This is a genomic window from Thalassobacter sp., from assembly GCF_982993085.1.
In genome coordinates, this window is the sequence record NZ_CEZFMW010000003.1 from 1 (window position 1) to 21,438 (window position 21,438).

Annotated in this window: 19 protein-coding genes; 7 read left to right on the forward strand and 12 right to left on the reverse strand. The window is 58.3% G+C overall.

All coding sequences use genetic code 11. The features are described 5' to 3' along the window. On the forward strand, positions 1-2,798 hold a 2,798-nt coding region (gene polA / locus AC4GMC_RS00910), incomplete at its 5' end, for a DNA polymerase I (protein WP_488093466.1). 6 nt (positions 2,799-2,804) lie between these two features. Next, complete coding sequence (locus AC4GMC_RS00915) at positions 2,805-3,332, forward strand: pseudouridine synthase (RefSeq protein WP_487876868.1); 528 nt, start codon at positions 2,805-2,807, stop codon at positions 3,330-3,332. Here the strand turns inward: AC4GMC_RS00915 and AC4GMC_RS00920 are convergent. Then, positions 3,329-3,559: a DUF2798 domain-containing protein gene (locus AC4GMC_RS00920; RefSeq protein WP_487876869.1), complete on the reverse strand. Its 231-nt coding sequence runs from the start codon at positions 3,557-3,559 to the stop codon at positions 3,329-3,331. The genes AC4GMC_RS00915 and AC4GMC_RS00920 overlap by 4 nt on opposite strands. A gap of 71 nt (positions 3,560-3,630) precedes the next feature. Then, positions 3,631-4,197: a DUF1285 domain-containing protein gene (locus AC4GMC_RS00925; RefSeq protein WP_487876870.1), complete on the reverse strand. Its 567-nt coding sequence runs from the start codon at positions 4,195-4,197 to the stop codon at positions 3,631-3,633. A 72-nt stretch (positions 4,198-4,269) separates the two neighbouring features. Here AC4GMC_RS00925 and AC4GMC_RS00930 point away from each other — a divergent pair, with 72 nt between their 5' ends. The 5 genes from AC4GMC_RS00930 to AC4GMC_RS00950 are packed head-to-tail and all read left to right on the forward strand — an operon-like array spanning position 4,270 to position 11,374. Beyond that, positions 4,270-5,274, forward strand: a complete 1,005-nt coding sequence (locus AC4GMC_RS00930; protein WP_487876871.1) for an AAA family ATPase — start codon at positions 4,270-4,272, stop codon at positions 5,272-5,274. Then, the gene (locus tag AC4GMC_RS00935; RefSeq protein ID WP_487876872.1) at positions 5,271-6,161 is read left to right on the forward strand and encodes a DUF58 domain-containing protein; all 891 of its coding nucleotides are present in this window, start codon (positions 5,271-5,273) and stop codon (positions 6,159-6,161) included. The genes AC4GMC_RS00930 and AC4GMC_RS00935 overlap by 4 nt, the downstream gene beginning before the upstream one ends. After that, positions 6,158-8,902, forward strand: a complete 2,745-nt coding sequence (locus AC4GMC_RS00940) for a DUF4159 domain-containing protein (protein WP_487876873.1) — start codon at positions 6,158-6,160, stop codon at positions 8,900-8,902. Before AC4GMC_RS00935 ends, AC4GMC_RS00940 begins: the two co-directional genes overlap by 4 nt. A 1-nt stretch (position 8,903) precedes the next feature. Next, the gene (locus AC4GMC_RS00945; protein ID WP_487876874.1) at positions 8,904-10,979 is read left to right on the forward strand and encodes a hypothetical protein; all 2,076 of its coding nucleotides are present in this window, start codon (positions 8,904-8,906) and stop codon (positions 10,977-10,979) included. Next, positions 10,976-11,374, forward strand: coding sequence for an ACT domain-containing protein (locus tag AC4GMC_RS00950; RefSeq protein WP_487876875.1), 399 nt, complete (start codon positions 10,976-10,978; stop codon positions 11,372-11,374). Before AC4GMC_RS00945 ends, AC4GMC_RS00950 begins: the two co-directional genes overlap by 4 nt. Here the strand turns inward: AC4GMC_RS00950 and AC4GMC_RS00955 are convergent. From AC4GMC_RS00955 to mutM, 10 genes are all read right to left on the reverse strand, one after another. Further along, the gene (locus tag AC4GMC_RS00955; RefSeq protein ID WP_487876876.1) at positions 11,371-11,790 is read right to left on the reverse strand and encodes a universal stress protein; all 420 of its coding nucleotides are present in this window, start codon (positions 11,788-11,790) and stop codon (positions 11,371-11,373) included. The two genes, AC4GMC_RS00950 and AC4GMC_RS00955, sit on opposite strands and share 4 nt — an antisense overlap. A 139-nt stretch (positions 11,791-11,929) precedes the next feature. Then, positions 11,930-14,344 (reverse strand): DNA topoisomerase (ATP-hydrolyzing) subunit B, encoded by a 2,415-nt coding sequence (gyrB, locus tag AC4GMC_RS00960; protein WP_487879273.1) that lies wholly within the window; start codon positions 14,342-14,344, stop codon positions 11,930-11,932. A gap of 98 nt (positions 14,345-14,442) precedes the next feature. Next, positions 14,443-14,859 (reverse strand): VOC family protein, encoded by a 417-nt coding sequence (locus AC4GMC_RS00965; RefSeq protein WP_487877792.1) that lies wholly within the window; start codon positions 14,857-14,859, stop codon positions 14,443-14,445. Then, on the reverse strand, positions 14,856-15,977 hold the full coding sequence (gene recF, locus AC4GMC_RS00970; RefSeq protein WP_487877793.1) for a DNA replication/repair protein RecF: 1,122 nt from the start codon (positions 15,975-15,977) through the stop codon (positions 14,856-14,858). The genes AC4GMC_RS00965 and recF overlap by 4 nt, the downstream gene beginning before the upstream one ends. 7 nt (positions 15,978-15,984) lie before the next feature. Beyond that, positions 15,985-17,103: a DNA polymerase III subunit beta gene (dnaN, locus tag AC4GMC_RS00975; RefSeq protein ID WP_487877794.1), complete on the reverse strand. Its 1,119-nt coding sequence runs from the start codon at positions 17,101-17,103 to the stop codon at positions 15,985-15,987. A gap of 72 nt (positions 17,104-17,175) precedes the next feature. Then, on the reverse strand, positions 17,176-18,540 hold the full coding sequence (dnaA, locus tag AC4GMC_RS00980; protein WP_487877795.1) for a chromosomal replication initiator protein DnaA: 1,365 nt from the start codon (positions 18,538-18,540) through the stop codon (positions 17,176-17,178). A gap of 35 nt (positions 18,541-18,575) precedes the next feature. Further along, positions 18,576-19,025 (reverse strand): rhodanese-like domain-containing protein, encoded by a 450-nt coding sequence (locus tag AC4GMC_RS00985; protein ID WP_487877796.1) that lies wholly within the window; start codon positions 19,023-19,025, stop codon positions 18,576-18,578. Between the two features lie 190 nt (positions 19,026-19,215). After that, positions 19,216-19,482 carry a 30S ribosomal protein S20 gene (rpsT, locus tag AC4GMC_RS00990; RefSeq protein ID WP_487877797.1) on the reverse strand — a complete coding sequence of 89 codons (267 nt, stop codon included), beginning with the start codon at positions 19,480-19,482 and terminating at the stop codon, positions 19,216-19,218. A gap of 182 nt (positions 19,483-19,664) precedes the next feature. Continuing rightward, entirely contained in the window at positions 19,665-20,441 is a 777-nt protein-coding gene (locus tag AC4GMC_RS00995; protein WP_487877798.1) for an enoyl-CoA hydratase, read from the reverse strand. Positions 20,442-20,507: 66 nt separating this feature from the next. Beyond that, complete coding sequence (gene mutM / locus AC4GMC_RS01000) at positions 20,508-21,362, reverse strand: bifunctional DNA-formamidopyrimidine glycosylase/DNA-(apurinic or apyrimidinic site) lyase (protein ID WP_487877799.1); 855 nt, start codon at positions 21,360-21,362, stop codon at positions 20,508-20,510. Positions 21,363-21,438 lie beyond the last annotated feature (76 nt).

Genomic DNA, 21,438 nt, shown 5'->3' on the forward strand with positions numbered 1-21,438 from the left:
ACACGCAATTCGGAAAAGGGTGCCACCTGCACCTCATCGACGGTTCGGCCTTCATATTCCGCGCCTTTCATGCGCTGCCACCTCTGACGCGCAAATCCGATGGCCTGCCGGTCGGCGCGGTCAGCGGGTTTTGCAACATGCTTCAACGCTATGTTGAGGGCAATTCCGGCCCAGACGCTGCCACCCATGTCGCCGTGATCTTTGACAAAGGCAGCCATACGTTCCGCAATGACCTGTATGACCAATACAAAGCCAACCGCGACGCGATGCCCGAGGATTTGCGCCCCCAAATCCCGCTGACCCGCGAGGCAACACGGGCCTTTAACATCGCCTGTGAAGAGATCGAGGGTTTTGAGGCGGATGACATCATCGCCACGCTTGCCTGTCAGGCGCGCGATGCCGGTGGACGGGTGACAATTGTGTCCTCCGACAAGGACCTGATGCAGCTTGTCGGCGGCGGGGTCGAAATGATGGACCCCATGAAAAATAAACGCATCGACAGCGACGGTGTGGTTGAAAAGTTTGGTGTGGGGCCAGAGCGTGTTGTAGACGTTCAGGCCCTTGCGGGCGACAGCGTCGATAACGTGCCTGGCGCGCCAGGTATCGGCATCAAAACGGCGGCCTTGTTGATCAACGAATTCGGCACCCTAGAGGACCTGTTGGACCGCGCCGAAGAGATCAAACAACCCAAGCGCCGCCAGACGTTGATTGAGCATCGCGCCCAGATTGAACTGTCCAAACGGTTGGTAGCACTCGACGAAAACATGGACCTGCCGTTCACGTTGGAATCGCTCGAAATCCGCGACGCCGTGGCGGAGGATTTGTTGGAATTCCTAAATCAGATGGAATTCCGCACGCTGACCAAGCGCATCGCCGACCGTATGGGCGTAGAGCCCCCCGCCGCCCCCGAAATCACGGCCCCCGACGCGCCAGAGACCCCAGAAGCCCCCGCAATGGGCACTGGGACATACACCTGCATCCGCGACACCCAAACGCTGGCCAAATGGATCGCGCAAGCGCATGCCCGCGGCTATGTCGCCGTAGACACGGAAACCACCGGGCTGAACGAAATGACCGCTGATTTGGTGGGTGTCAGCCTGTGCATCGAAGCGGGCGAAGCCGCCTATGTGCCGTTGACCCACAAGGGCGCTGCGGCGGATGATCTGTTCGGAAATGATGCCCTAGCGGAGGGGCAAATCCCGTTGGACGACGCACTAGCCCTGTTGCGGCCTTTGCTACAGGACGCCTCTGTCCTGAAGATTCTACAAAACGCCAAGTACGACATGAAGATCTTTGCCAAGTACGGGATCACTTTGGCGCCAATCGACGACACAATGCTGTTGTCCTACGCTCAGCATGCGGGCCTGCACACGCACGGCATGGACAAGCTGGCGGATCAATACCTCAACCACACACCAATCCCAATTAAGTCACTGCTCGGTAGCGGAAAATCCATGATCACCTTTGATCGTGTGCCGATCGAAGATGCCGTGCCCTATGCTGCCGAAGACGCCGATGTGACGCTGCGCCTATGGCAAATCCTAAAACCGCGCCTGTCGACTGCACAGGTCACCCGGGTTTATGAAAAGCTCGAACGCCCCCTTGTTCCCGTGCTCGCTCAGATGGAGCGGACGGGCATCAAGGTCGACCGCGATACGCTGAGCCGCATGTCCAACGCATTCGCCCAGAAAATGGCGGGGCTAGAGGCCGAAATTCATGAATTGGCGGGACAAAGCTTTAACGTCGGTTCGCCTGCCCAGCTTGGCGAAATTCTGTTCGACAAGATGGGGCTTGAGGGCGGCAAAAAAAGCGCCAAGACCGGCAAGTATTCCACCGGCGCGGATGTCCTTGAAGACCTTGCGACCGAACATGACCTGCCTGCCCGCGTTCTTGATTGGCGGCAATTGTCCAAGCTGAAATCGACCTACACCGATGCGCTTCAGGACCACATTAACCCCGACACCGGGCGTGTTCACACGTCGTATTCTATTGCGGGCGCGAGCACGGGGCGCTTGGCGTCGACCGATCCTAACCTTCAGAATATTCCCATCCGGTCCGAGGAAGGTCGCCGCATCCGCGAAGCGTTCGTCGCGGACGAAGGCAAAGTTCTGGTCGCGCTCGATTATTCTCAGATCGAGTTGCGGATTTTGGCCCATGTCGCGGGGATTGATGCCCTGAAACAAGCGTTCAAAGATGGTCAGGACATCCACGCGATCACCGCGTCGCAGATGTTTGGCGTGCCTCTCGATGAGATGACCTCAGACGTCCGCCGCCAAGCCAAAGCAATTAACTTTGGTGTGATTTACGGCATCTCTGGCTTTGGCCTTGCGCGCAATCTGCGCATTCCGCGCGCCGAGGCGCAGGCCTTTATCGACACCTACTTTGAACGTTTTCCCGGCATCCGCACCTACATGGACGATACCGTCAAATTCGCCAAGGAACACGAACGGGTCGAAACCCTATTTGGCCGCAAAATTCACACGCCTGAAATCAACGCCAAAGGCCCCACCGCAGGGTTTGCAAAGCGCGCCGCGATCAATGCCCCGATCCAAGGGACAGCGGCGGACATCATCCGTCGCGCCATGATCCGCATGCCCGCCGCCATCGCGGATCTGCCCGCCAAGATGCTTTTGCAGGTGCACGATGAACTGCTGTTTGAGGTCGATGAGGACGCCGTGGATGCACTGACCGCCGTGGCCCGCGACGTTATGGAAGGCGCGGCCGACCCCGTGGTGCATCTGGACGTGAAGTTGAGCGTCGATGCCGGTCAGGGCGCGAACTGGGCGCAGGCCCACTAGCGCCATATGCTGATCGCATTCAATAAACCGATGAATGTCCTGAGCCAGTTCACCGATGAGGGAAAGTGGCCGGGATTGAAACATCACATCGACTTGCCCGGTGTCTATGCCGCTGGCCGCTTGGACCGAGACAGCGAAGGACTTTTACTGCTAACTGACAACGGGCAGTTACAGGCGCAGATCACTTCACCCAAGCGTAAGGTGCCGAAAACCTACCTCGTTATGGTCGAGGGCACGCCCTCAAACGACGCGTTGGACCAATTGGCCCGCGGCGTCACGCTAAAGGACGGCAAGACGCGGCCCGCCAAGGTACATCAAATTTCTACGCCAGATCTTTGGCCCCGCGATCCACCTGTCCGCGTGCGAAAAACCGTGCCCGATGCGTGGCTGGAACTGACAATCACCGAAGGTCGCAATCGTCAGGTCCGGCGCATGTGCGCCGCCGTGGGTTTGCCGTGTTTACGGCTGGTGCGTTGGCGCATTGGTGAGTGGTCTTTGGACGGCATCGCACCGGGTGAGTGGGTTGAGCTTTAGCCCTCGTTTCGGACCAAACGCGCCACCAAGCGGCGTGCTAAGGGCGCCACTACCAAAACGGTGGGAAACGCCACGCCCCAGCTAAACGCCCAGCTGCCCATCCATTTGGCCAAGATGTCGGGCGGCATGCCAACAGCACGCAGCGTCGCAATGCCGGACACAATCAAAGACATCAGCCCCGATAATATGAAACCAAAAACCACAGGGGCAAAGCGTGCAGGGATCATAAAACGTCCTTTCCAGTTGCACGATGCCTAGCGCACCGCAAACAGACGCGCCAGTTGCCTGTACGCAAAGATCATTCCTGCAAAGCCGCACTTTCCACAAACGGAAAAAACGCGCCATCGGACCAGATACCAAACATGCCTTCATGGTGCGCGCCCACTTCAACCAATCGGTAGAACGATTTGCGGTCAATCAGCGCCTCTAGGCCTGCGCGGACGTGCAAATAGGGTGACGGCTCTCCGTCCTCAGCGAACTCAATGCGAACGGCGTTCTCGGGCCCAACAGTGACGCTATCGCCCACTTGGGTTTCGAATACGATATCCGCACCGTTTTGCTCGAAATCCACGGCCACAAAGGGGGCGTCATCTACCGTGATCCCGACCTTTTCTACCGGCGTCACGAGGAAAAACTTTCCATCTTCAAGCTTTAGGATCGACGAAAAAAGCCCCACCAAACTGGGGCGCGTTATTTTTGACCCCTCGTAGAACCACGTACCATCACGCGCGATACGCATGTCGATATCCCCACAAAAGGGCGGATTCCACAGCTGCACAGGCGGCAATCCGCGGCCCTTTTTTGTGGCGTTTATACTGGCAGCTATGCCTTCGGGGTCCGGTTTCACGATGTTTTGTCCGCTCATGTCTCTTTGCCATTCAGCCCATTCGTCATATCTGCATACTGACGCCTGTAAACGCCCGCATGGAGAGAGCCTATGTCTGATGACGCCATGATCAAGGAAATTGACGCACTCGGCGACAAACTAAGAGAGGCCCGATCCGAAATCGCGGGTACGATTATTGGTCAGGATACCGTCGTGGGGCTGTCGCTTGCGGCGATGCTGTCGGGGGGGCACGCGCTTTTGATGGGGCTGCCAGGGCTGGGCAAAACACTTTTGGTCGAAACGCTGTCCACGGTGATGGGCCTGAATGGCAACCGCATCCAGTTCACACCTGATTTGATGCCGGGCGATATCCTTGGCTCTGAGGTGTTGGAAACCGCGCCCGATGGCAGCCGCGCCTTTCGCTATATTGAAGGGCCGATTTTTGCCCAACTCTTAATGGCGGATGAGATCAACCGTGCATCACCCCGTACACAATCCGCGCTACTGCAGGCCATGCAGGAGCGTGAGGTCACCGTTGCAGGGCAAACCCGCAAGCTACCTGCGCCGTTCCACGTGTTGGCCACGCAAAACCCGATTGAGCAAGAAGGCACCTACCCCCTGCCCGAGGCGCAATTGGACCGTTTTCTTGTGCAAATTGACGTACCCTACCCAGATCGCGCGACGGAACGTGACATCCTGCTGGCCACGACGGGGACGCAGCAAGCAATGCCGACGCAGGTATTCACACCAGAGGAATTGATTAACGCCCAAGGCATCATTCGGCGGATGCCTGTTGGTGATGCAACCGTCGATATGATCCTTGATTTGGTCCGTGCCTGTCGCCCCGACGCCCCAGAGGCACCTGCGATTGTGCGCGACACCGTGGCGTGGGGCCCAGGTCCACGCGCGGCACAGGCGCTCATGCTGACATCGCGGGCGTGGGCATTGATGGATGGTCGCCTGGCCCCCTCGCCCGAGGATGTGGCCGCACTTGCGATGCCCGTGTTGTCTCATCGCATGGCCCTTAGTTTTGCAGCACGCGCCGAGGGACGTGTTTTGGCGGATGTTATCCGCGAAGTCACCGCAACCGTCACCCACGTGGACGCCGCCGCGTGAGCAACCCAACGCTCCATACCCCTGATACCCTGCGCGCCCGGTCGGAGGAGGTCTCGGCCTATTTGCCTGCGCTCTTGGCGGACGCGCAGCATCTTGCCGCGACAGTTCTCTTGGGGGAGCATGGGCGCAAGCGGGCCGGTCAGGGCGACAATTTTTGGCAGTACCGTCCCGCGCAACCGGGCGACTCGCGCCGCCGGATCGACTGGCGACAATCTGGTCGGAGCGACGGGCACTACGTGCGCGAAACCGAATGGCAGGCCGCACAATCAGTCATGCTCTGGGTCGATGACGCAGGTTCCATGACCTACTCGGGGCACAAAGACCGCCCCTCGAAACTACGCCGCGCCCAAACTCTGGGCATGGCCATCGCAATCCTAGCTCAACGCGCGGGCGAACGGATCGGCCTAATGAACCTGCCCGAGCCACCCCGGTCTGGCAAAGCGCAGCTGTTAAATATGGCACGCGCCCTGATGGACCCAAGTGAGGCCGCTGATTACGGCGCCCCGCGCCCACAGGTCCTGCCCAATGGCTCGCGTGGCGTGTTCTTCTCCGACTTCATGGGCGACATCGATGCGACTGAGACGGCTCTAACCACCGCCGCAGATCGCGGCGTCAAAGGGGCGATTGTCCATGTGCTCGACCCCACCGAAGAAAGCTTTCCTTTCGATGGGCGTACTGTTTTTCAATCCATGACCGGTGCAGTTGAATTTGAAACGATGCGCGCAAAAAACCTGCGCGAGGCATATCTTGATCGTTTGGCCGCCCGCAAAGCTGCCCTTCAAACGCTGTGCGCGCGCACCGGTTGGCGATACTATTGCCACCACACCGATGGCCCTGCTGAGCCTGCGCTTTTGTGGCTATACGCGGCGTTGGAGCGTGCGAGATGAGCGGATTGTCCTTTGCAGCACCCCTTTTGTTGCTGGCCCTTTTGGCTCTTCCAATCCTGTGGTGGTTGCTGCGTGCGGTGCCACCCGCACCAACAAAGCGCCGTTTTCCAGGCGTGGCCTTATTGCTTGGCCTCCGTGATGACGACGCCGAGACGGATAAAACCCCATGGTGGCTTTTGGTTCTACGCACACTTGCGGTGGCCGCCGTCATTGTGGGCTTCGCTGGTCCCGTTCTGAACCCACGCACGCCGACTGAGGGTTCGGGCCCAATGCTGATTGTGATGGATGCAAGCTGGGCCTCTGCACGCGACTGGCCTGCCCGCGTGGAACGCTTGGGCGAAATCCTGACAGAAGCGGCAAGGGCCGAACGCACCGTTGCGATCCAGGCTCTGACAGGCCCGCTCACCCCCCCCGAATTCCGCGCGCCACGCGATTGGCTGCCCGAACTGGCCGGTCTACGCCCCGCGCCCTATGCCCCCGACTATGCCGCGGTTGCCGACTGGGCATCTGAGCTTGAGGGCATCGGCGAAGTCATTTGGTTCAGTGACGGCCTCGCTCGCGACAGGGAGTTGGCCATTACCGCACTGGTACCCTCCCGCGTTATACAAAGCCCCCAGCCGGTTATCGGCCTAATACCCCCCAGCTATGCGGATGGGGTAATCACTCTGACGGCCATGCGCGCGGCCCGTACCTGGGTGGCCGCTGACTATCCGCTCAACGCGATTGGCCCCGGCCCCGACGGCATTGTCACCACACTGGCCACCGGCACGCTCAGCTTTGCAGATGGTGAAAGCACTGCGATGCTGGATCTGTCCCTACCGCCCGAGTTACGCAACCGCGTCCAGCGGTTTGAGATCGGCGGCCAACGTTCCGCCGGGGCGGTTAGCCTCACGGACGATGCGCTGCAACGACGTGAGGTCGCGCTATTGACCGCCGAGGCGGATGCCGAAACCCAAGATCTGCTTTCCCCGCTCTATTATCTGAACCGCGCACTGGCCCCCACTGCCGACCTGATCGAGGGCGCTCTGGACGATATGTTGCTGGCCAATCCTGATGTATTGGTTTTAGCCGATGTTGCGCAATTCACCGCACCCGAGACAGAGGCCGTGACGGAATGGGTCGAAAACGGCGGACTGCTCGTACGCTTTGCCGGGCCCCGGCTGGCCGGGTCCGACGTAAGCCGCGCCGAAGAAGACCCTCTGATGCCCGTACGACTGCGCACCGGTGGGCGCACAATCGGTGGCGCACTCAGCTGGGGAGAGCCAAAGACCCTGCGCCCCTTTGCCGACACGTCACCCTTTTTCGGCCTGCCTGTGCCGCCCGATGTGACAGTCGCAAGCCAAGTCATGGCGCAGCCTGATCCGACCTTGGCTGAACGCTCTATCGCGGCGCTTGCAGACGGCACGCCGCTTGTAACACGCAAGATCATGGGACAGGGCCAAGTTGTGCTGTTCCACGTCACGGCCAACGCTGAATGGTCGAACCTGCCGCTGTCGGGACTGTTCGTACAGATGCTAGAACGCCTCGCTATCTCAACCCGCCCAGCCAGCCCCGAGGCCGATGACCTAGCTGGTGTGACATGGGTGCCATCGGTTGTTTTGGACGGCTTCGGCCTGCCCCAAGATGCGGCACGCTTTGCTGGTGTCAGCGGAACCGTTCTGGCCGAGGGCGTGCTGGGCCCAGACTTGCCCCCCGGGCTTTATGCAGGGCTCGAACGGCGCGTGGCACTAAATGTGATGGGTGCCGATGACACGCTCGCGCCTGCGGAGTGGCCGCTAACTTTACCCGTAGAAGGCGTGGCCAACCAACCGGAATTGCTGCTCATGCCCTTATTTCTAACTCTTGCGTTATTCCTTTTGGCAATCGACGCCATCGCGTCTTTGTGGTTGGGGGGGCGGCTGCGGGGGGCCATGCCTCTAGTGGCAGGATTGGCGATTATGTTGGCTCCGATCCCACCCGCGCATGCTCAAAACAATGCAGCAACGGATGAGGCGCTTGCGCTTTTGGCAAGCACAGACATTCGTCTGGGCTATGTCATAACCGGCGATGCGCGGATGGATGATGTGTCGGAGGCGGGCCTTGCGGGACTTTCCGCAGCCCTGACCCGGCGTACATCGGTTGAACCGGAACAGCCCATTGGCGTGGATATTGAGCGGGATGAACTAAGCCTATTTCCCATGCTATATTGGCCGATTACAGAGCGTCAGCAGATTCCAAGTGATGCCGCATATAGCGCACTTAATCGGTATTTGCGCGGCGGTGGAATGATCGTGTTTGATACCCGCGACGCGGACGTCAGCCGCTTTGGTGGGACCAGCCCGAATGCGCGCCGCCTACAGGCCATCGCGCAGCCGCTAGACATTCCCCCGCTGGAGCCGCTGCCAGCGGATCACGTCCTGACGCGAACCTTCTATCTGCTCCAAGATTTTCCCGGGCGGCACGCATCACGCGACGTTTGGGTCGAGGCGGCCCCCGACGCCGAAGAAGTTGAAGGTATTCCGTTTCGCACTCTGAACGACGGGGTCACGCCCGTTTTGATCGGGGGCAATGATTGGGCGGCGGCTTGGGCGACGAATGAAAATGGCCAACATCTGTTTCCCGTAGGGCGCGGGTTTGCAGGCGAACGCCAGCGCGAGATCGCCTATCGTTTTGGGATCAATCTTGTGATGCACGTATTGTCGGGCAACTATAAATCGGACCAAGTCCATGTGCCCGCGTTGTTGGATCGGTTGGGGCAATGACATGACGCAATCTGTGCTTTTTGACCCGCTGATCCCACTATCGTTGCTAGCAGGCATCGCTTTGATGATGGGCGCGTTGTGCGTGCTATGTGCCGCGCGTCGCTTGCCCGGATGGTGGCTTCGCTTGTTGGCGGCGTCTGCGTTGGTCTTGGCGCTGGCGAACCCGTCGCTTCAGACCGAGGACCGCAGCCCCCTATCCGACATCGTGTTGATCGCCTTAGACGAAAGCGCAAGCCAAGGGTTAGGCGACCGCCGCGCGCAAACCGAAGCCGCCCTTGTGGAGACACTAGATCGGATCACCGAACTGGGCATGGACGCCCGCGTTGTGCGCGTCGGCGACGGGGAAAACAACGCAGGAACTCGCGTAATGGCCGCGCTTGGCAACTTGCTAGCAGAGACCCCGCGCGCCCGCGTGGCCGGTGCATTGATCCTGTCTGACGGACAAATCCATGACGCCGAACTTGCGCCCGATATACCCGCGCCAACGCACCTGCTGCAAACCGGACGAAGCACCGATTGGGACCGCCGCTTGAGCGTGCGGAATGCACCCGCATTTGCGATTTTGGATGAAGAGTTCACCATCACACTGCGGGCCGATGATCTAGGCGCCGCGCCTGCGGGCACAACCAGCACGCCGGTGCAAATATCAATAGACGGCGATGCACCACGGACCTTTGAAATCCCCCTTGGCCGGGACCTTGAGGTGCCTTTGGTCCTGCCTCACGGCGGTATGAACATCCTGCAATTCACCCTCCCGGAAGCGGAGGGTGAGCTGACAACCCGCAACAACAGTGCCGTGGTCCAGATCAACGGCGTACGCGACCGTCTGCGCGTGCTGTTGGTTTCTGGCCAGCCACATCCCGGCCAGCGGACATGGCGTAATTTGCTCAAGGCAGACTCGGCTGTGGACCTTGTGCATTTCACAATCCTACGCCCCCCCGGAAAACAGGATGGCGTACCAGTGACGGAACTCTCGCTCATCGCTTTTCCGACGCGGGAACTGTTCCTTGAAAAGATCGATGAATTCGATCTGATCATCTTTGATCGCTACAGACGGCGCGGAATTCTTTCGCCTCTCTACCTCGCGAACGTAGCAGATTATGTGGCACGCGGCGGGGCCGTTTTGGTCGCCGCAGGGCCCGATTTCGCTTCGGCGGACAGCCTTTACCGATCTTTGCTAGAGGACATCATGCCCGCAGCCCCAACGGCCCGGGTCGTCGAACAAGGCTTTGCCCCGGCAATCACCGAAATGGGCAACCGCCACCCTGTGACCCAAGGCCTAGAAGCCTATGGGCCGGGCGGGGATAGTCCGGACGCCGCCCCGTGGGGCCGTTGGTTTCGGATGACCGAACTGCGCACAGAGCCCGACGCGCAAACCGTCATGGAAGGGCCTGAGAACGCGCCGCTATTGGTGCTGGACCGCGTGGGCGAAGGTCGTGTCGCACTTTTGGCGTCTGACCATGTATGGCTATGGGATCGTGGGTTTGAGGGCGGTGGCCCGCAGTTGGAACTGCTACGCCGTCTTGCGCACTGGATGATGAAAGAACCGGAGTTGGAGGAAGAGGCGTTGACCGCTTCAGCCGTTGGACAGGTCGTGACGATCACGCGTCGCACCCTCAGCGGGACGCCAGACACAGTGGTCATCACGCGCCCTGATGGGACGGAATTCGCGCTCACGCTGACCGAAGACACGCCGGGCCGCTTCGTCGCGGAATTCACCGGCACTCAGCAAGGGCTATATCGGCTAAACGAAGGGGATCAAGAAACCGTATTCGCCCTTGGTCCTGCCGCCCCGCGCGAATTTGTCGACACGATCGCTAGCGCGGCTCCGATCGTAGGTATGCTTGAAGCTCGCAGAGGCGGTGCAGCAATACTAGAGGCCGGCACACCGGACCTGCGCACCGTGCGCGAAGGCCGAACGGCAACAGGTCGCGGATGGGTCGGCTTGACCCCGCGCGAGGCATTTCAAACCACCAGCCTACGAATTACCTCGTTGGTACCGCCATGGCTGTTTTTGATGTTGGCAGCCCTTCTAACGGTGTTTGCATGGCTACGAGAAGGGCGCAAAAGCGCATGAGCGGCGAACACGATTTGGCGACGCTCTTGCGGAGCCTTAATGCAGTACTACTGCCTGATACCTACGTTTTCGTATCTCGGCCGGGACAAGGCGTCCCACCCGATCTGGTGCCGCGCATGATCTTTCAGGAAGCTGAGGGAACCACGTTTATCGTCCGTCGCGATGAAGCGGATGCACTTGGGTGGAGCTATGAATTCCCGTGCCGGATGATCACGTTAAACATTCACTCCGCCTTGGATGCAGTTGGGTTCTTGGCAAGGGTCACGACGGCACTTGCACAGGGCGGCATGGGGGTTAATCCGGTGTCGGGGTTCTATCACGATCATCTCTTTGTACCCGAAGATCGCGCCGAAGACGCTATGGCTATCTTGGTCCAACTGGCGTCAGAGCCCTAGTCGCGCAGGACCAGCACCGATGCCTTGGCATGTCGCACGATCCTAGCTGCGTTGGCGCCTAATAAAAAATCCTGAAGCTCTGGCTGGTGTGATCCTACCAAAATGAGGTCTGCGCCCAAAGCTTCGGCCTCCGCTAGAATCATATCATATACTTTGCCCGTCAAAACGTGGGTCCGCGCGTCCAAGTTTGCGTCCGCGAGGGCCTTCATCAACTGGACATGTGCGGCCTCTTTGCTGCGTGCCTCAAAGTCATCGGAAAGAAACGAGCCCACGATCGCCATACCTACGGAAGGCACGACGCTGATAACGTGCAATGCACACTCCCAGTCATTTGTCAGGGTTTTAGCTGTAGATAGAATGCGTCGGGCTTCCGCCTCCTCTGAGACATCGACCGCGATCAATACTGTCTTAAACATGCGAGCTTCTCCCAATGGGCCAGCCAGTGACATCTTCAGATATCAACTGGTTTTTGCGCATTCTACAAGACTGCCAGTCTTGAGTCGCGGGAGAGATTTCGATGCGCTGGTTCAGTTTTGTCCCAGCGCACCGTTGGTTTTAGAAGTCGAGGTTTTCGACGCTTAGCGCGTTTTCCTGAATGAAAGCGCGGCGCGGTTCCACCACATCGCCCATCAGTTTTGTGAAAACATCATCTGCCTCGGCAAGGTCCTCAATTTTGACTTGCAAGAGCGTGCGCGCATCAGGGTCCAACGTGGTTTCCCACAGTTGGTCTGGGTTCATCTCACCCAAGCCCTTATAGCGCTGCAATGACAGGCCTTTTTCACCCTCTGCCAGCACTGCGGCCAGCAGTTCCTGCGGACCGTGGATGATCGTTTCACGCTCCTTACGCTGCAAACGCGCAGGGTCGTTGTAGACCTCACGGGTGCGCTCCGCGACGTCGGCCAGCTTGCGCGCCTCGCCAGAGCGGAGAACCGCACCATCTAGCGTCCGCACCTCCTCAACGCCGCGCAAAACGCGCGCCAAGCGAATGCCGTGATCTTGTGTGATACGGCCCGTCCACCCACGCTCATATTCTAGGGCAACAAGGTCCAGACGTTTGGCAACGGCATCCGCAACTGACTGCAAATCAGCGTCCGCCTTGCCCGGGTCGAAGGCACCCGCGATAGCGGCTTGTTCAAGGATACGGCGGGGGTAGTGCGTTGGAAACGCGTCCAAAATCCGCTTGAAGCTACGTGCACCTTCCACAACCCGCGCAAGGTCTTGGCCCGCCAATTCTTCACCTGAGGGCAGACGCAAAACCATGCCATCAAGGCCCTGCGCAACTAGATAATCATCCAAGCCCGCTTGGTCCTTGAGGTAAACCTCGGACTTCCCGCGCGCCACCTTATAAAGAGGTGGTTGCGCGATATAGAGGTATCCACCCTCAATGATTTCGGGCATTTGGCGGAAGAAAAACGTGAGCAAAAGCGTCCGAATGTGTGCGCCATCAACGTCCGCATCGGTCATGATGACGATCTTGTGGTAGCGCAATTTTTCGATGTTGAACTCGTCACGGCCGATGCCGGTGCCCAACGCAGTGATCAGCGTACCGATTTCTTGGCTGCCAAGCATACGGTCGAAACGCGCGCGTTCCACGTTCAGGATTTTACCGCGCAAAGGCAAAACTGCCTGATTGCGCCGCGAGCGACCCTGCTTGGCGGACCCGCCCGCACTGTCACCCTCAACCAAGAAAATCTCAGAGTTTGCCGGGTCTTTTTCCTGACAATCAGCCAGTTTGCCCGGCAACGAAGCCACATCCATCGCGGTTTTGCGGCGTGTTAGTTCACGCGCTTTACGTGCGGCTTCACGGGCCAATGCGGCTTCAATGATCTTGGAAACGATCGTTTTTGCTTCGTTCGGATGCTCTTCGAACCACTCCGAAAGTTTTTCGTTCATTAAGCCTTCGACTGCTGGGCGCACCTCAGATGAGACCAGCTTGTCTTTGGTTTGGCTGGAAAATTTCGGGTCGGGTACTTTGACGGACAGCACGCAAGTCAAACCCTCACGCGCGTCATCGCCGGTGAAATTGACCTTCTCGCGCTTGGCGATCCCGGAGGATTGCGCGTAGGCGTTGATGGTTCGCGTGAGCGCGCCGCGCAGACCCGCAAGGTGCGTACCACCATCCCGCTGAGGAATGTTGTTCGTGAAGGGCAGAACCGTCTCATGGTAGCTGTCGTTCCACCACATCGCGACCTCGATCCCAATATCGTCTTTTTCACCCGTGATAAAAATCGGGTCAGCCATGCCGCTGGTTTTGGAACGATCCAGATAGCGCACAAATTCCTGCACACCGCCCTCATAGAACAGCTCCGTCCGCAGTGGCTCAGCGGGGCGTTCATCTTCAAGAATGATCCGAACGCCTGAGTTCAAGAACGCCAACTCGCGCAGGCGATTTTCCAACGTTTTAAAATTATATTCGAGGTTCGAGAACGTCTGAAGCGAAGCGAGGAAACGCACCTCAGTGCCGGTCTCCTCCGTCTCGGAGACGACCTTCAGATGCTCAGCGGTATCGCCATGCTCAAAGCGAGCGATATGCTCTTTGCCTTCGCGCCAAACGCGCAGTTCCAGCCAATCAGACAGCGCGTTTACAACCGACACGCCAACGCCGTGCAGACCGCCCGACACCTTGTAGGAATTGCTGTCGAATTTACCGCCGGCGTGCAGCTGGGTCATGATGACCTCTGCCGCAGAAACACCTTCTTCTTCGTGCAGACCCACCGGGATGCCCCGGCCGTTGTCCCGTACGGAAACGCTGCTGTCGGCGTGGATTTTAACACTTACGTGGGTCGCATGTCCGGCCAGCGCCTCATCGATCCCGTTGTCCACCACCTCGTAGACCATGTGGTGCAAACCGGAGCCATCATCGGTATCCCCGATGTACATGCCGGGCCGCTTGCGCACAGCCTCCAAGCCTTTGAGAACTTTGATAGAATCGGCGCCGTATGTTTCCGGCGTCTGAGTGGCGTCAGCCATGTGGACAGACCTCTTGTTTGGTCCGCAACTTATAGCGGTTTACCCCACCCTTGTCACGCGTAGACCCCCACATTTAGCGGTTTGTGGTAACGTCCCGCTTAGACGATCCGGCCATCTGCATCCAAAGGCCAATACGGGTTGTAAGAATACTCCCAAGCATGACCGTCGGGGTCAGCGACATAGCCAGAATATCCGCCCCAAAACATCTTTCCAGGGGCCTTCAAAAGCATCGCTCCGGCGGCAAGTGCCCGCCCGACTGCGGCATCAACCTCTGCTTCGCTCAGTTGGTTTTGAGCCAAGCTCGCAAACCCAACGCCACACTCTTCGGGCGCACGCCCCTGTTCATGGGCGAGGTCGTCGCGCAGATAGAGGCCGAACTTTGCGCCACCGAGATCGAAAAACGCGGCCTTCTCTAGTACGGTCTCCGGTTCAAAGCCCACAGCCTTGTAATACGCGACCGAGCGCTTCAAATCTTGCACGCCTAGCGTGATCAAAGAGATGCGGTTGCCAATCATAGTGTCGCCTCTTCAACAAGCGACGCGGCCTCCGCTTCGGCCACGTTATATACTGCGGCCCGAGTTCCGAAATCCGTAAACAAATTGCGATCAGTTCCGGTCAGAAACGCCTGCGCGCCAAGGGCCGTGATCTCATCGTACAGCGCTTTGCGGCGTTGCGCATCCAAGTGTGCAGCAACCTCATCCAACAGCAACACGGGCGCCGCCCCAGTCGTGGCATGCAAAGCACGAGCATTCGCGAGGATCAAAGAGATCAAAAGGGCCTTTTGCTCTCCGGTGGAGCAGTGCTTGGCGGGTACGTCTTTGCGCATGAACATAGCCTCAAGATCAACGCGGTGCGGCCCCACAAGAGTGCGGCCTGCCGCCATGTCCCGCGGGCGGCTTTCGACGAGGGCTGTGCGCAGATCATCTGGGTTTTCGGGGGCGACCGCGCCATCCGGCAGCGAAATCGACAAAGCGCCGGTGGGGAAATCCGCCACCGTGCTTTGCTGTGCGTCTTGCAACACCTCTAGCGCATTGCGTCGATTGAGCGAAATCTCAGCCCCAAAGCGCGCCATCTGGCTTTCGAGTGCCGCGTACCAATGAGCATCGCGCACACCGTCCTTAAGCAGACGATTGCGATCCCGCATAGCCTTTTCATAGGCCAGCGTAATTTCCGCATGATCGGGGGTAAAGCTCATGGTCGCGCGATCCAAGAACCTACGACGCCCCTCTGCCCCCTCAATCCACAAACGATCCATCGCGGGGATCAACCAAAGCACCCGCACCAAACGAGCCAAAGCCGTTTGGGGCAACTGTTTGCCGTCTATGCGGGTTTGCCGCGGGTGGCCCGGCTCGGCCTGAAGATCAACCTCATAGACCTGCGCATCAGTTGATACCTGAGCCGCGATTTTCCAGCCAATCGCTTCGGGACGACGGATCAGATCCTCTGCAAGGGCGCGACGCAAACCACGCCCGGGCGACAAGAGCGACACCGCTTCGAGTATGTTCGTCTTGCCCGCGCCGTTCGCCCCGAACAGGACAACGGGCCTGCCATCAAGCCCTATTTGGACTTGATGGTGAGACCGAAAGTGCGACAGGCGCAGAGATGTGATGATGTGGCGCGACGGTCGAACCAATCGGGTCTCACACCCGCATCGGCATGACCACGTAGACCGCAGAGGTATCGTTCCCCTCACGCATCAAGGTCGGGTCACCGGAGGAGTTAAACAAGAACACGGCGTTCTCACGATCAACTTGGCTTGCGATTTCAAGAAGGTATTTGGCGTTGAAGCCGATTTCTAACCGCTCATCGCCGTAGGCCACAGCAAGCTCTTCCTCAGCAGCACCGCTATCAGGTGCATTGACGGACAGAACCAGGCGGTCTTCGTCAAGTTGTAGCTTTACGGCACGCGAACGTTCGGAAGACACCGTCGCCACGCGGTCGACCGCACTTGCGAACTCGGCGGCATCAACCTCAAGCTTGCGTGTGTTACCCGTTGGGATAACCCGCGTGTAGTCAGGGAACGTGCCGTCGATCACCTTGGACGTCAGCGTGATCCCCGGCGTTGCGAACCGAACTTTGGTCTCGGATACGGAGACTGCAATAGTCGCTTCATCATCGTCGAGCAGTTTACGCATTTCGCCGACCGTTTTGCGGGGCACTATGACGCCCGGCATTGTCTCAGCCCCCTCAGGGAGGTCGGCATCAACGCGGGCCAAACGGTGACCATCAGTCGCCACACAACGCAACACCTTGCCGCCCTCGGCGTCAGCCACGTGCATGTATACGCCGTTCAGATAATAGCGCGTTTCTTCGGTCGAGATCGCGAATTTCGACTTGTCGAATAGACGGCGCAGAACAGGTGCCTTGCAGCTAAAGTTGCTCGCATACTCAGAAGAGGCCATCACGGGGAAGTCCTCCTTTGGCAGAGTAGCAAGGCTGAAATGCGAGCGCCCCGCGCTAACGGTCAATCGACCGGTGGCGGGTTCTTCGGACAATTGCACCAAAGAGCCGTCCGGCAATTTGCGAACAATCTCATTAAGGATAACCGCCGAGACGGTTGTTGCCCCAGCGCGCTCAACCTGAGCCGGTGTCTTGTCGACGACTTCGATATCAAGGTCAGTCGCGCGAAAGCTTACCTCTGCGTCCGCCGCTTCCATCAACACGTTCGCAAGAATTGGGATGGTGTTGCGCCGTTCGACCACGGACTGCGCCTGGCTGACCGCTTTTAGGAGTGCGGCGCGTTCGATGCTGAATTTCATGATCCATCCCTCGTAGGCTGTGGGGCTTTGACAGTAGACAAAGCCCCAGCAGGTTCAATGCCTTTTCAGAGGTTAACTTTCGAGTTTCCGCTCTAAAAGCAAGGCATCTTCGGCAACTTGCGAGTCTTGAGTGATCAATTCCTCGATCTTGCGGACACCGTGCAACACAGTTGTGTGGTCTCGCCCGCCAAATTTGCGACCAATCTCGGGGTAGCTACGAGGCGTGAGCTTCTTGGCGAGGTACATCGCCATTTGGCGTGGCCGCGCGATGGAACGCGTGCGGCGGGCCGACACCATGTCGGACATCCGCAGATTGTAGTGCTCACAGACCTTTTTCATGATCTCATCGATGGTCAGCTTACGCTCCGAGGCGCGCAGAATATCGGCAAGACAATCTTGGGCACGATCAAGCGTGATTTCTCCACCGACCAACGTCGAGAATGCAAATAGCCGGGTCACTGCGCCCTCAAGCACACGGATATTGCTAGAGATACGATCCGCAAGGAATTCAAGAACGCCAGGAGCGACAGCCAATTCTGGGTTTTGCGCCCGGAACTGCGCCATCTTGTGTTGCAGCACGCCAAGGCGCAGCTCAAAATCAGCGGGGTGAAGGTCTACGACTAGACCGGACTGAAGGCGCGAACGGATGCGCTCCTCAAGGTCTGTGATATCCGCAGGCGAACGGTCTGCCGAAATAACGATCTGCTTGCCTTGGTCGATCAGGGCATTGAACGTGTGAAAGAATTCGTCCTGCGTGCTTTCTTTGCCTGCAATAAACTGAACGTCATCCACCATCAGCACATCAACCGAGCGGAAAAGCTGCTTGAAGCTGATCGTATCCTTTTCGCGCAGGGCCTGAATAAAGCGGTACATGAACTGCTCAGCCGACAGATACAATACGCGCAGATGTGGCTGGCTGGCCTGCAGTTCCCACGCGATTGCCTGCATGAGGTGAGTTTTCCCCAGCCCAACGCCACCATACAAAAACAGCGGGTTAAAGCCGACGGCATTGCCAGCAGCAACACGACGGGCCGAGGCGTGCGCCAGTTCGTTTGGCTTGCCCACGACAAATGCGTCGAACGTAAAGCGCGGATCCAAAGCAGCGCCAGGCAGGTCGGCATTTACGGCCACCGCAGGTTTGCGCGTTGCAACAGGCGCAGGCGTGACTGATGCCTTGGGCGCAGGTGCAGCCGCCGTGTTGGCGACAATACACTCAAGGCGATCGGCACGAACACCAGCCGCAGTGCAGTGACGCAAGATCACATCGGAGTAGTTCTGCGTGACCCACGACCCAATAAAATTGGTCGGCGCAACGAGGCGCAGGACACTTCCGTCTAGGCGTTCAAACCCAAGAGGCTCAATCCAGGCAGTGTAGTTATTGTTCCCAACCGATTTGCGAATCTGATCGCGCACCGCCCCCCAGGTATCATTTGTCATTGTGCCTCTTTTCCCAACTCGGACTGTCGTCGCATCTATGTTTGCCGCCACGGCAACCCACTGGCCTTCCAGCCATTGAGCGCCCCGCGCCGACCTTGTGCGTCACAATCCCCCTCAAACCCGTTCACGACATTGATGCATGGCACGTCTAAACCCTCAGCAGACAGGGCGTCGGCCACGGCATATGCCGCGCTCAGTGATCTTGCGCCCGACCGACAGAGAAACAGCATTTGCGATGGAACCGTTCCATCAATGCTCTCCATCAGCGTTCGGACGAACGCAGGATTAGGGGACATATCAGGGTAAGAAAGCCATTCGATCTGTGTGACCGCATGCTCTACCTCCGACAGATCTGGACCGCCCACAAATCCCCATTCGGGACGGGTCCGGACATCGATCATGAGTGCACGGCTGTCGTTAGACAATATTTCCCACGCTGCCTGAGGTAAAATCTCAGACACCAGCGTTAATCCGCTCTTACTCATACCAATCCCCTAAGGTGCGATGTGACTCGCTGGAATGTGATAGCAAGTGCGCAAAGGCTCCATCAATGGAACAATGATATTGACAGCGGAGTCTCTGAAAAAGAATCTAACGAGCCTAAAAAATGTCACACCTCAAACGCAAAACGCGCCCCAAAAGGGACGCGTCTTGTAGACTGTATAAATTTGGGACTTAGGCGCCCATGGATTTCACACGGGACGACAGACGCGAGACTTTGCGCGAAGCTGTGTTCTTGTGGAAAACGCCTTTTGTCACGCCGCGCATGATTTCGGGCTGAGCGGCCTGCAGTGCGACTTTTGCAGCGTCCTGATCGCCAGAGGCAATCGCCTCTTCGACTTTGCGCAAGAATGTCCGGATGCGCGAGCGGCGGGCTTTGTTTACTGCAAAGCGACGCTCGTTCTGACGGGCGCGTTTTTTAGCTTGGGGCGAATTTGCCATAGTGTTTGATCCTTGTTCCGGGGCCCGCTGCAAACGCGTTGGGCGCAAATTTAAGTGCAAGGGGCAAACCCGGTCTCCGGGTTTGATACCGGACGAATCTGGCTAAGCGAGCCTCACACGCATGTCTGGCGCGGTGTTTAGGGCACTGACCGCACCTTGCCAAGCCCTTAATGCGTTGTCTTTTACTTGTCGCGGAACTGTGCCTCGCGCTTTTCAACGAATGCAGCCATACCCTCGGACTGATCCTCAGTCGCGAACAGCATATGAAAAAGCCGCCGTTCGAACAGCAGCCCCTCTTGGAGAGAAACTTCGTCCGCCCGATTGACTGCTTCCTTAACGGCCATCGCAGTAAGCTGACTTTTTTGTGCGATTTTTTGCGCGGCAGCCAACGCTTCTTCCATCAACTTTTTGGCGGGCACAACGCGGCTTACAAGCCCGGAACGCTCTGCTTCTTCGGCATCCATGAAGCGGCCGGTCAGGTGCATGTCCATCGATTTGGATTTGCCCACCGCGCGGGTCAGCCGCTGTGTGCCGCCAAGGCCTGCAACGACGCCAAGATTGATCTCGGGCTGGCCGAATTTTGCGGTATCCGCTGCAATAATGAAGTCACACATCATCGCCAATTCGCATCCACCGCCCAGCGCATAGCCAGCAACTGCTGCGATGATCGGCTTGCGACACTTGGCCATTGGATCGACCTCATGACCAAACATGTCGGAGGCGAATACCTCTACGAAATTCTTGTCGGCCATTTCGGTAATATCGGCGCCTGCAGCGAACACTTTGTCAGAACCGGTCAACACGATGCACCGCACCTTGTCGTTTTCCTGAGCCGATTTGAACGCCTTAGCAAGGTCCGCCAAAAGAGCCTGATTCAGGGCATTCATCGCCTCCGGCCGGTTCAACCGAATGAGGGCCACGTGGTCCTCTACGTCGACGATAAGTGTGTCATAGGCCATGTGAGCAGGGTCCCTAGTGATCCATTTTGAAGCCGGACATTGGCCCGTCACGCCCCAAGGTTCAAGCTATCTTTGGCATTGCGGGCAGTAGAAAGTTGACCGCCCGGATTGGGTGATTCGAGTGATTGTGCCGTTGCAATCAGGTGTTACACAAGCTTCACCCTCACGATCATAGACCTGAAAACGATGCTGAAAATAGCCCAACTCACCATCTGCTTGGCGATAATCCCGCAAGGATGAACCGCCAGCCTCGATAGCGTCGCTCAGGACTTCGCGCACGATAGGTACCAAGGCGCCGGTGCGTGCGCGCGCAATTTTACCGGCCTTGCGGGTTGGGCTAAGCCGCGCCCGAAATAACACTTCGCAGACATAGATGTTGCCCAAACCACTTACGATCCTCTGGTCCAAAAGAGCGGATTTGATAGGCGTATTTTTACCCGACAAGACCTCAGCCAGATAGGTTTCGTTAAACGCGTTGCTCAGCGGCTCTGGGCCCAGCTTTTCAATCAGCCAGTGTTGATCGATGCCCTCGGTCGGAGCTAGATCCATCGCCCCAAACCTGCGCGCATCGTTGAATGTGATCGTCGCGCCATTATCCATATGCAAAACAACATGATCGTGTTTTTGCGGGACCACTTCTTCGTGATGGAATACGCCCGGCGTGGGCGCACCCGCGATCAACATCCGACCGGACATGCCCAGATGGACAATGAGCGTCTCACCTGTATCCAGTTCCGCAAGGATGTACTTGGATCGCCGCGCCAAACGCGTCACGCGGGCTCCGGTCAATCGCTCGGCCATGCGTTCTGGAAATGGCCAGCGCAAATCTGGTCGCCGAACTTCGGCTTGCGCGATCACAGCCCCCTCCATCACGGGCAGCAATCCGCGACGGACTGTCTCTACTTCGGGCAGTTCTGGCATACGGGCTTCCCCCTGTGGCGTGGCGACCTATAAGAAAGGGCAGACAGAGAGATCTGCAAGCTTGAAAGGCCGAAGG

Excerpts from the sequence above, each read along its gene's own strand:
- AC4GMC_RS00955 (WP_487876876.1), bottom strand. The coding sequence starts at position 11,790 with ATGTTTAAGACAGTATTGATCGCGGTCGATGTCTCAGAGGAGGCGGAA.
- gyrB (WP_487879273.1), bottom strand. The coding sequence starts at position 14,344 with ATGGCTGACGCCACTCAGACGCCGGAAACATACGGCGCCGATTCTATC.
- AC4GMC_RS00995 (WP_487877798.1), bottom strand. The coding sequence starts at position 20,441 with ATGGCCTATGACACACTTATCGTCGACGTAGAGGACCACGTGGCCCTC.
- AC4GMC_RS00945 (WP_487876874.1), top strand. The coding sequence starts at position 8,904 with ATGACGCAATCTGTGCTTTTTGACCCGCTGATCCCACTATCGTTGCTA.
- AC4GMC_RS00950 (WP_487876875.1), top strand. The coding sequence starts at position 10,976 with ATGAGCGGCGAACACGATTTGGCGACGCTCTTGCGGAGCCTTAATGCA.
- AC4GMC_RS00920 (WP_487876869.1), bottom strand. The coding sequence starts at position 3,559 with ATGATCCCTGCACGCTTTGCCCCTGTGGTTTTTGGTTTCATATTATCG.
- AC4GMC_RS00965 (WP_487877792.1), bottom strand. The coding sequence starts at position 14,859 with ATGATTGGCAACCGCATCTCTTTGATCACGCTAGGCGTGCAAGATTTG.
- rpsT (WP_487877797.1), bottom strand. The coding sequence starts at position 19,482 with ATGGCAAATTCGCCCCAAGCTAAAAAACGCGCCCGTCAGAACGAGCGT.
- AC4GMC_RS00925 (WP_487876870.1), bottom strand. The coding sequence starts at position 4,197 with ATGAGCGGACAAAACATCGTGAAACCGGACCCCGAAGGCATAGCTGCC.
- mutM (WP_487877799.1), bottom strand. The coding sequence starts at position 21,362 with ATGCCAGAACTGCCCGAAGTAGAGACAGTCCGTCGCGGATTGCTGCCC.
- AC4GMC_RS00915 (WP_487876868.1), top strand. The coding sequence starts at position 2,805 with ATGCTGATCGCATTCAATAAACCGATGAATGTCCTGAGCCAGTTCACC.
- AC4GMC_RS00985 (WP_487877796.1), bottom strand. The coding sequence starts at position 19,025 with ATGAGTAAGAGCGGATTAACGCTGGTGTCTGAGATTTTACCTCAGGCA.
- dnaA (WP_487877795.1), bottom strand. The coding sequence starts at position 18,540 with ATGACAAATGATACCTGGGGGGCGGTGCGCGATCAGATTCGCAAATCG.
- dnaN (WP_487877794.1), bottom strand. The coding sequence starts at position 17,103 with ATGAAATTCAGCATCGAACGCGCCGCACTCCTAAAAGCGGTCAGCCAG.
- AC4GMC_RS00930 (WP_487876871.1), top strand. The coding sequence starts at position 4,270 with ATGTCTGATGACGCCATGATCAAGGAAATTGACGCACTCGGCGACAAA.
- AC4GMC_RS00940 (WP_487876873.1), top strand. The coding sequence starts at position 6,158 with ATGAGCGGATTGTCCTTTGCAGCACCCCTTTTGTTGCTGGCCCTTTTG.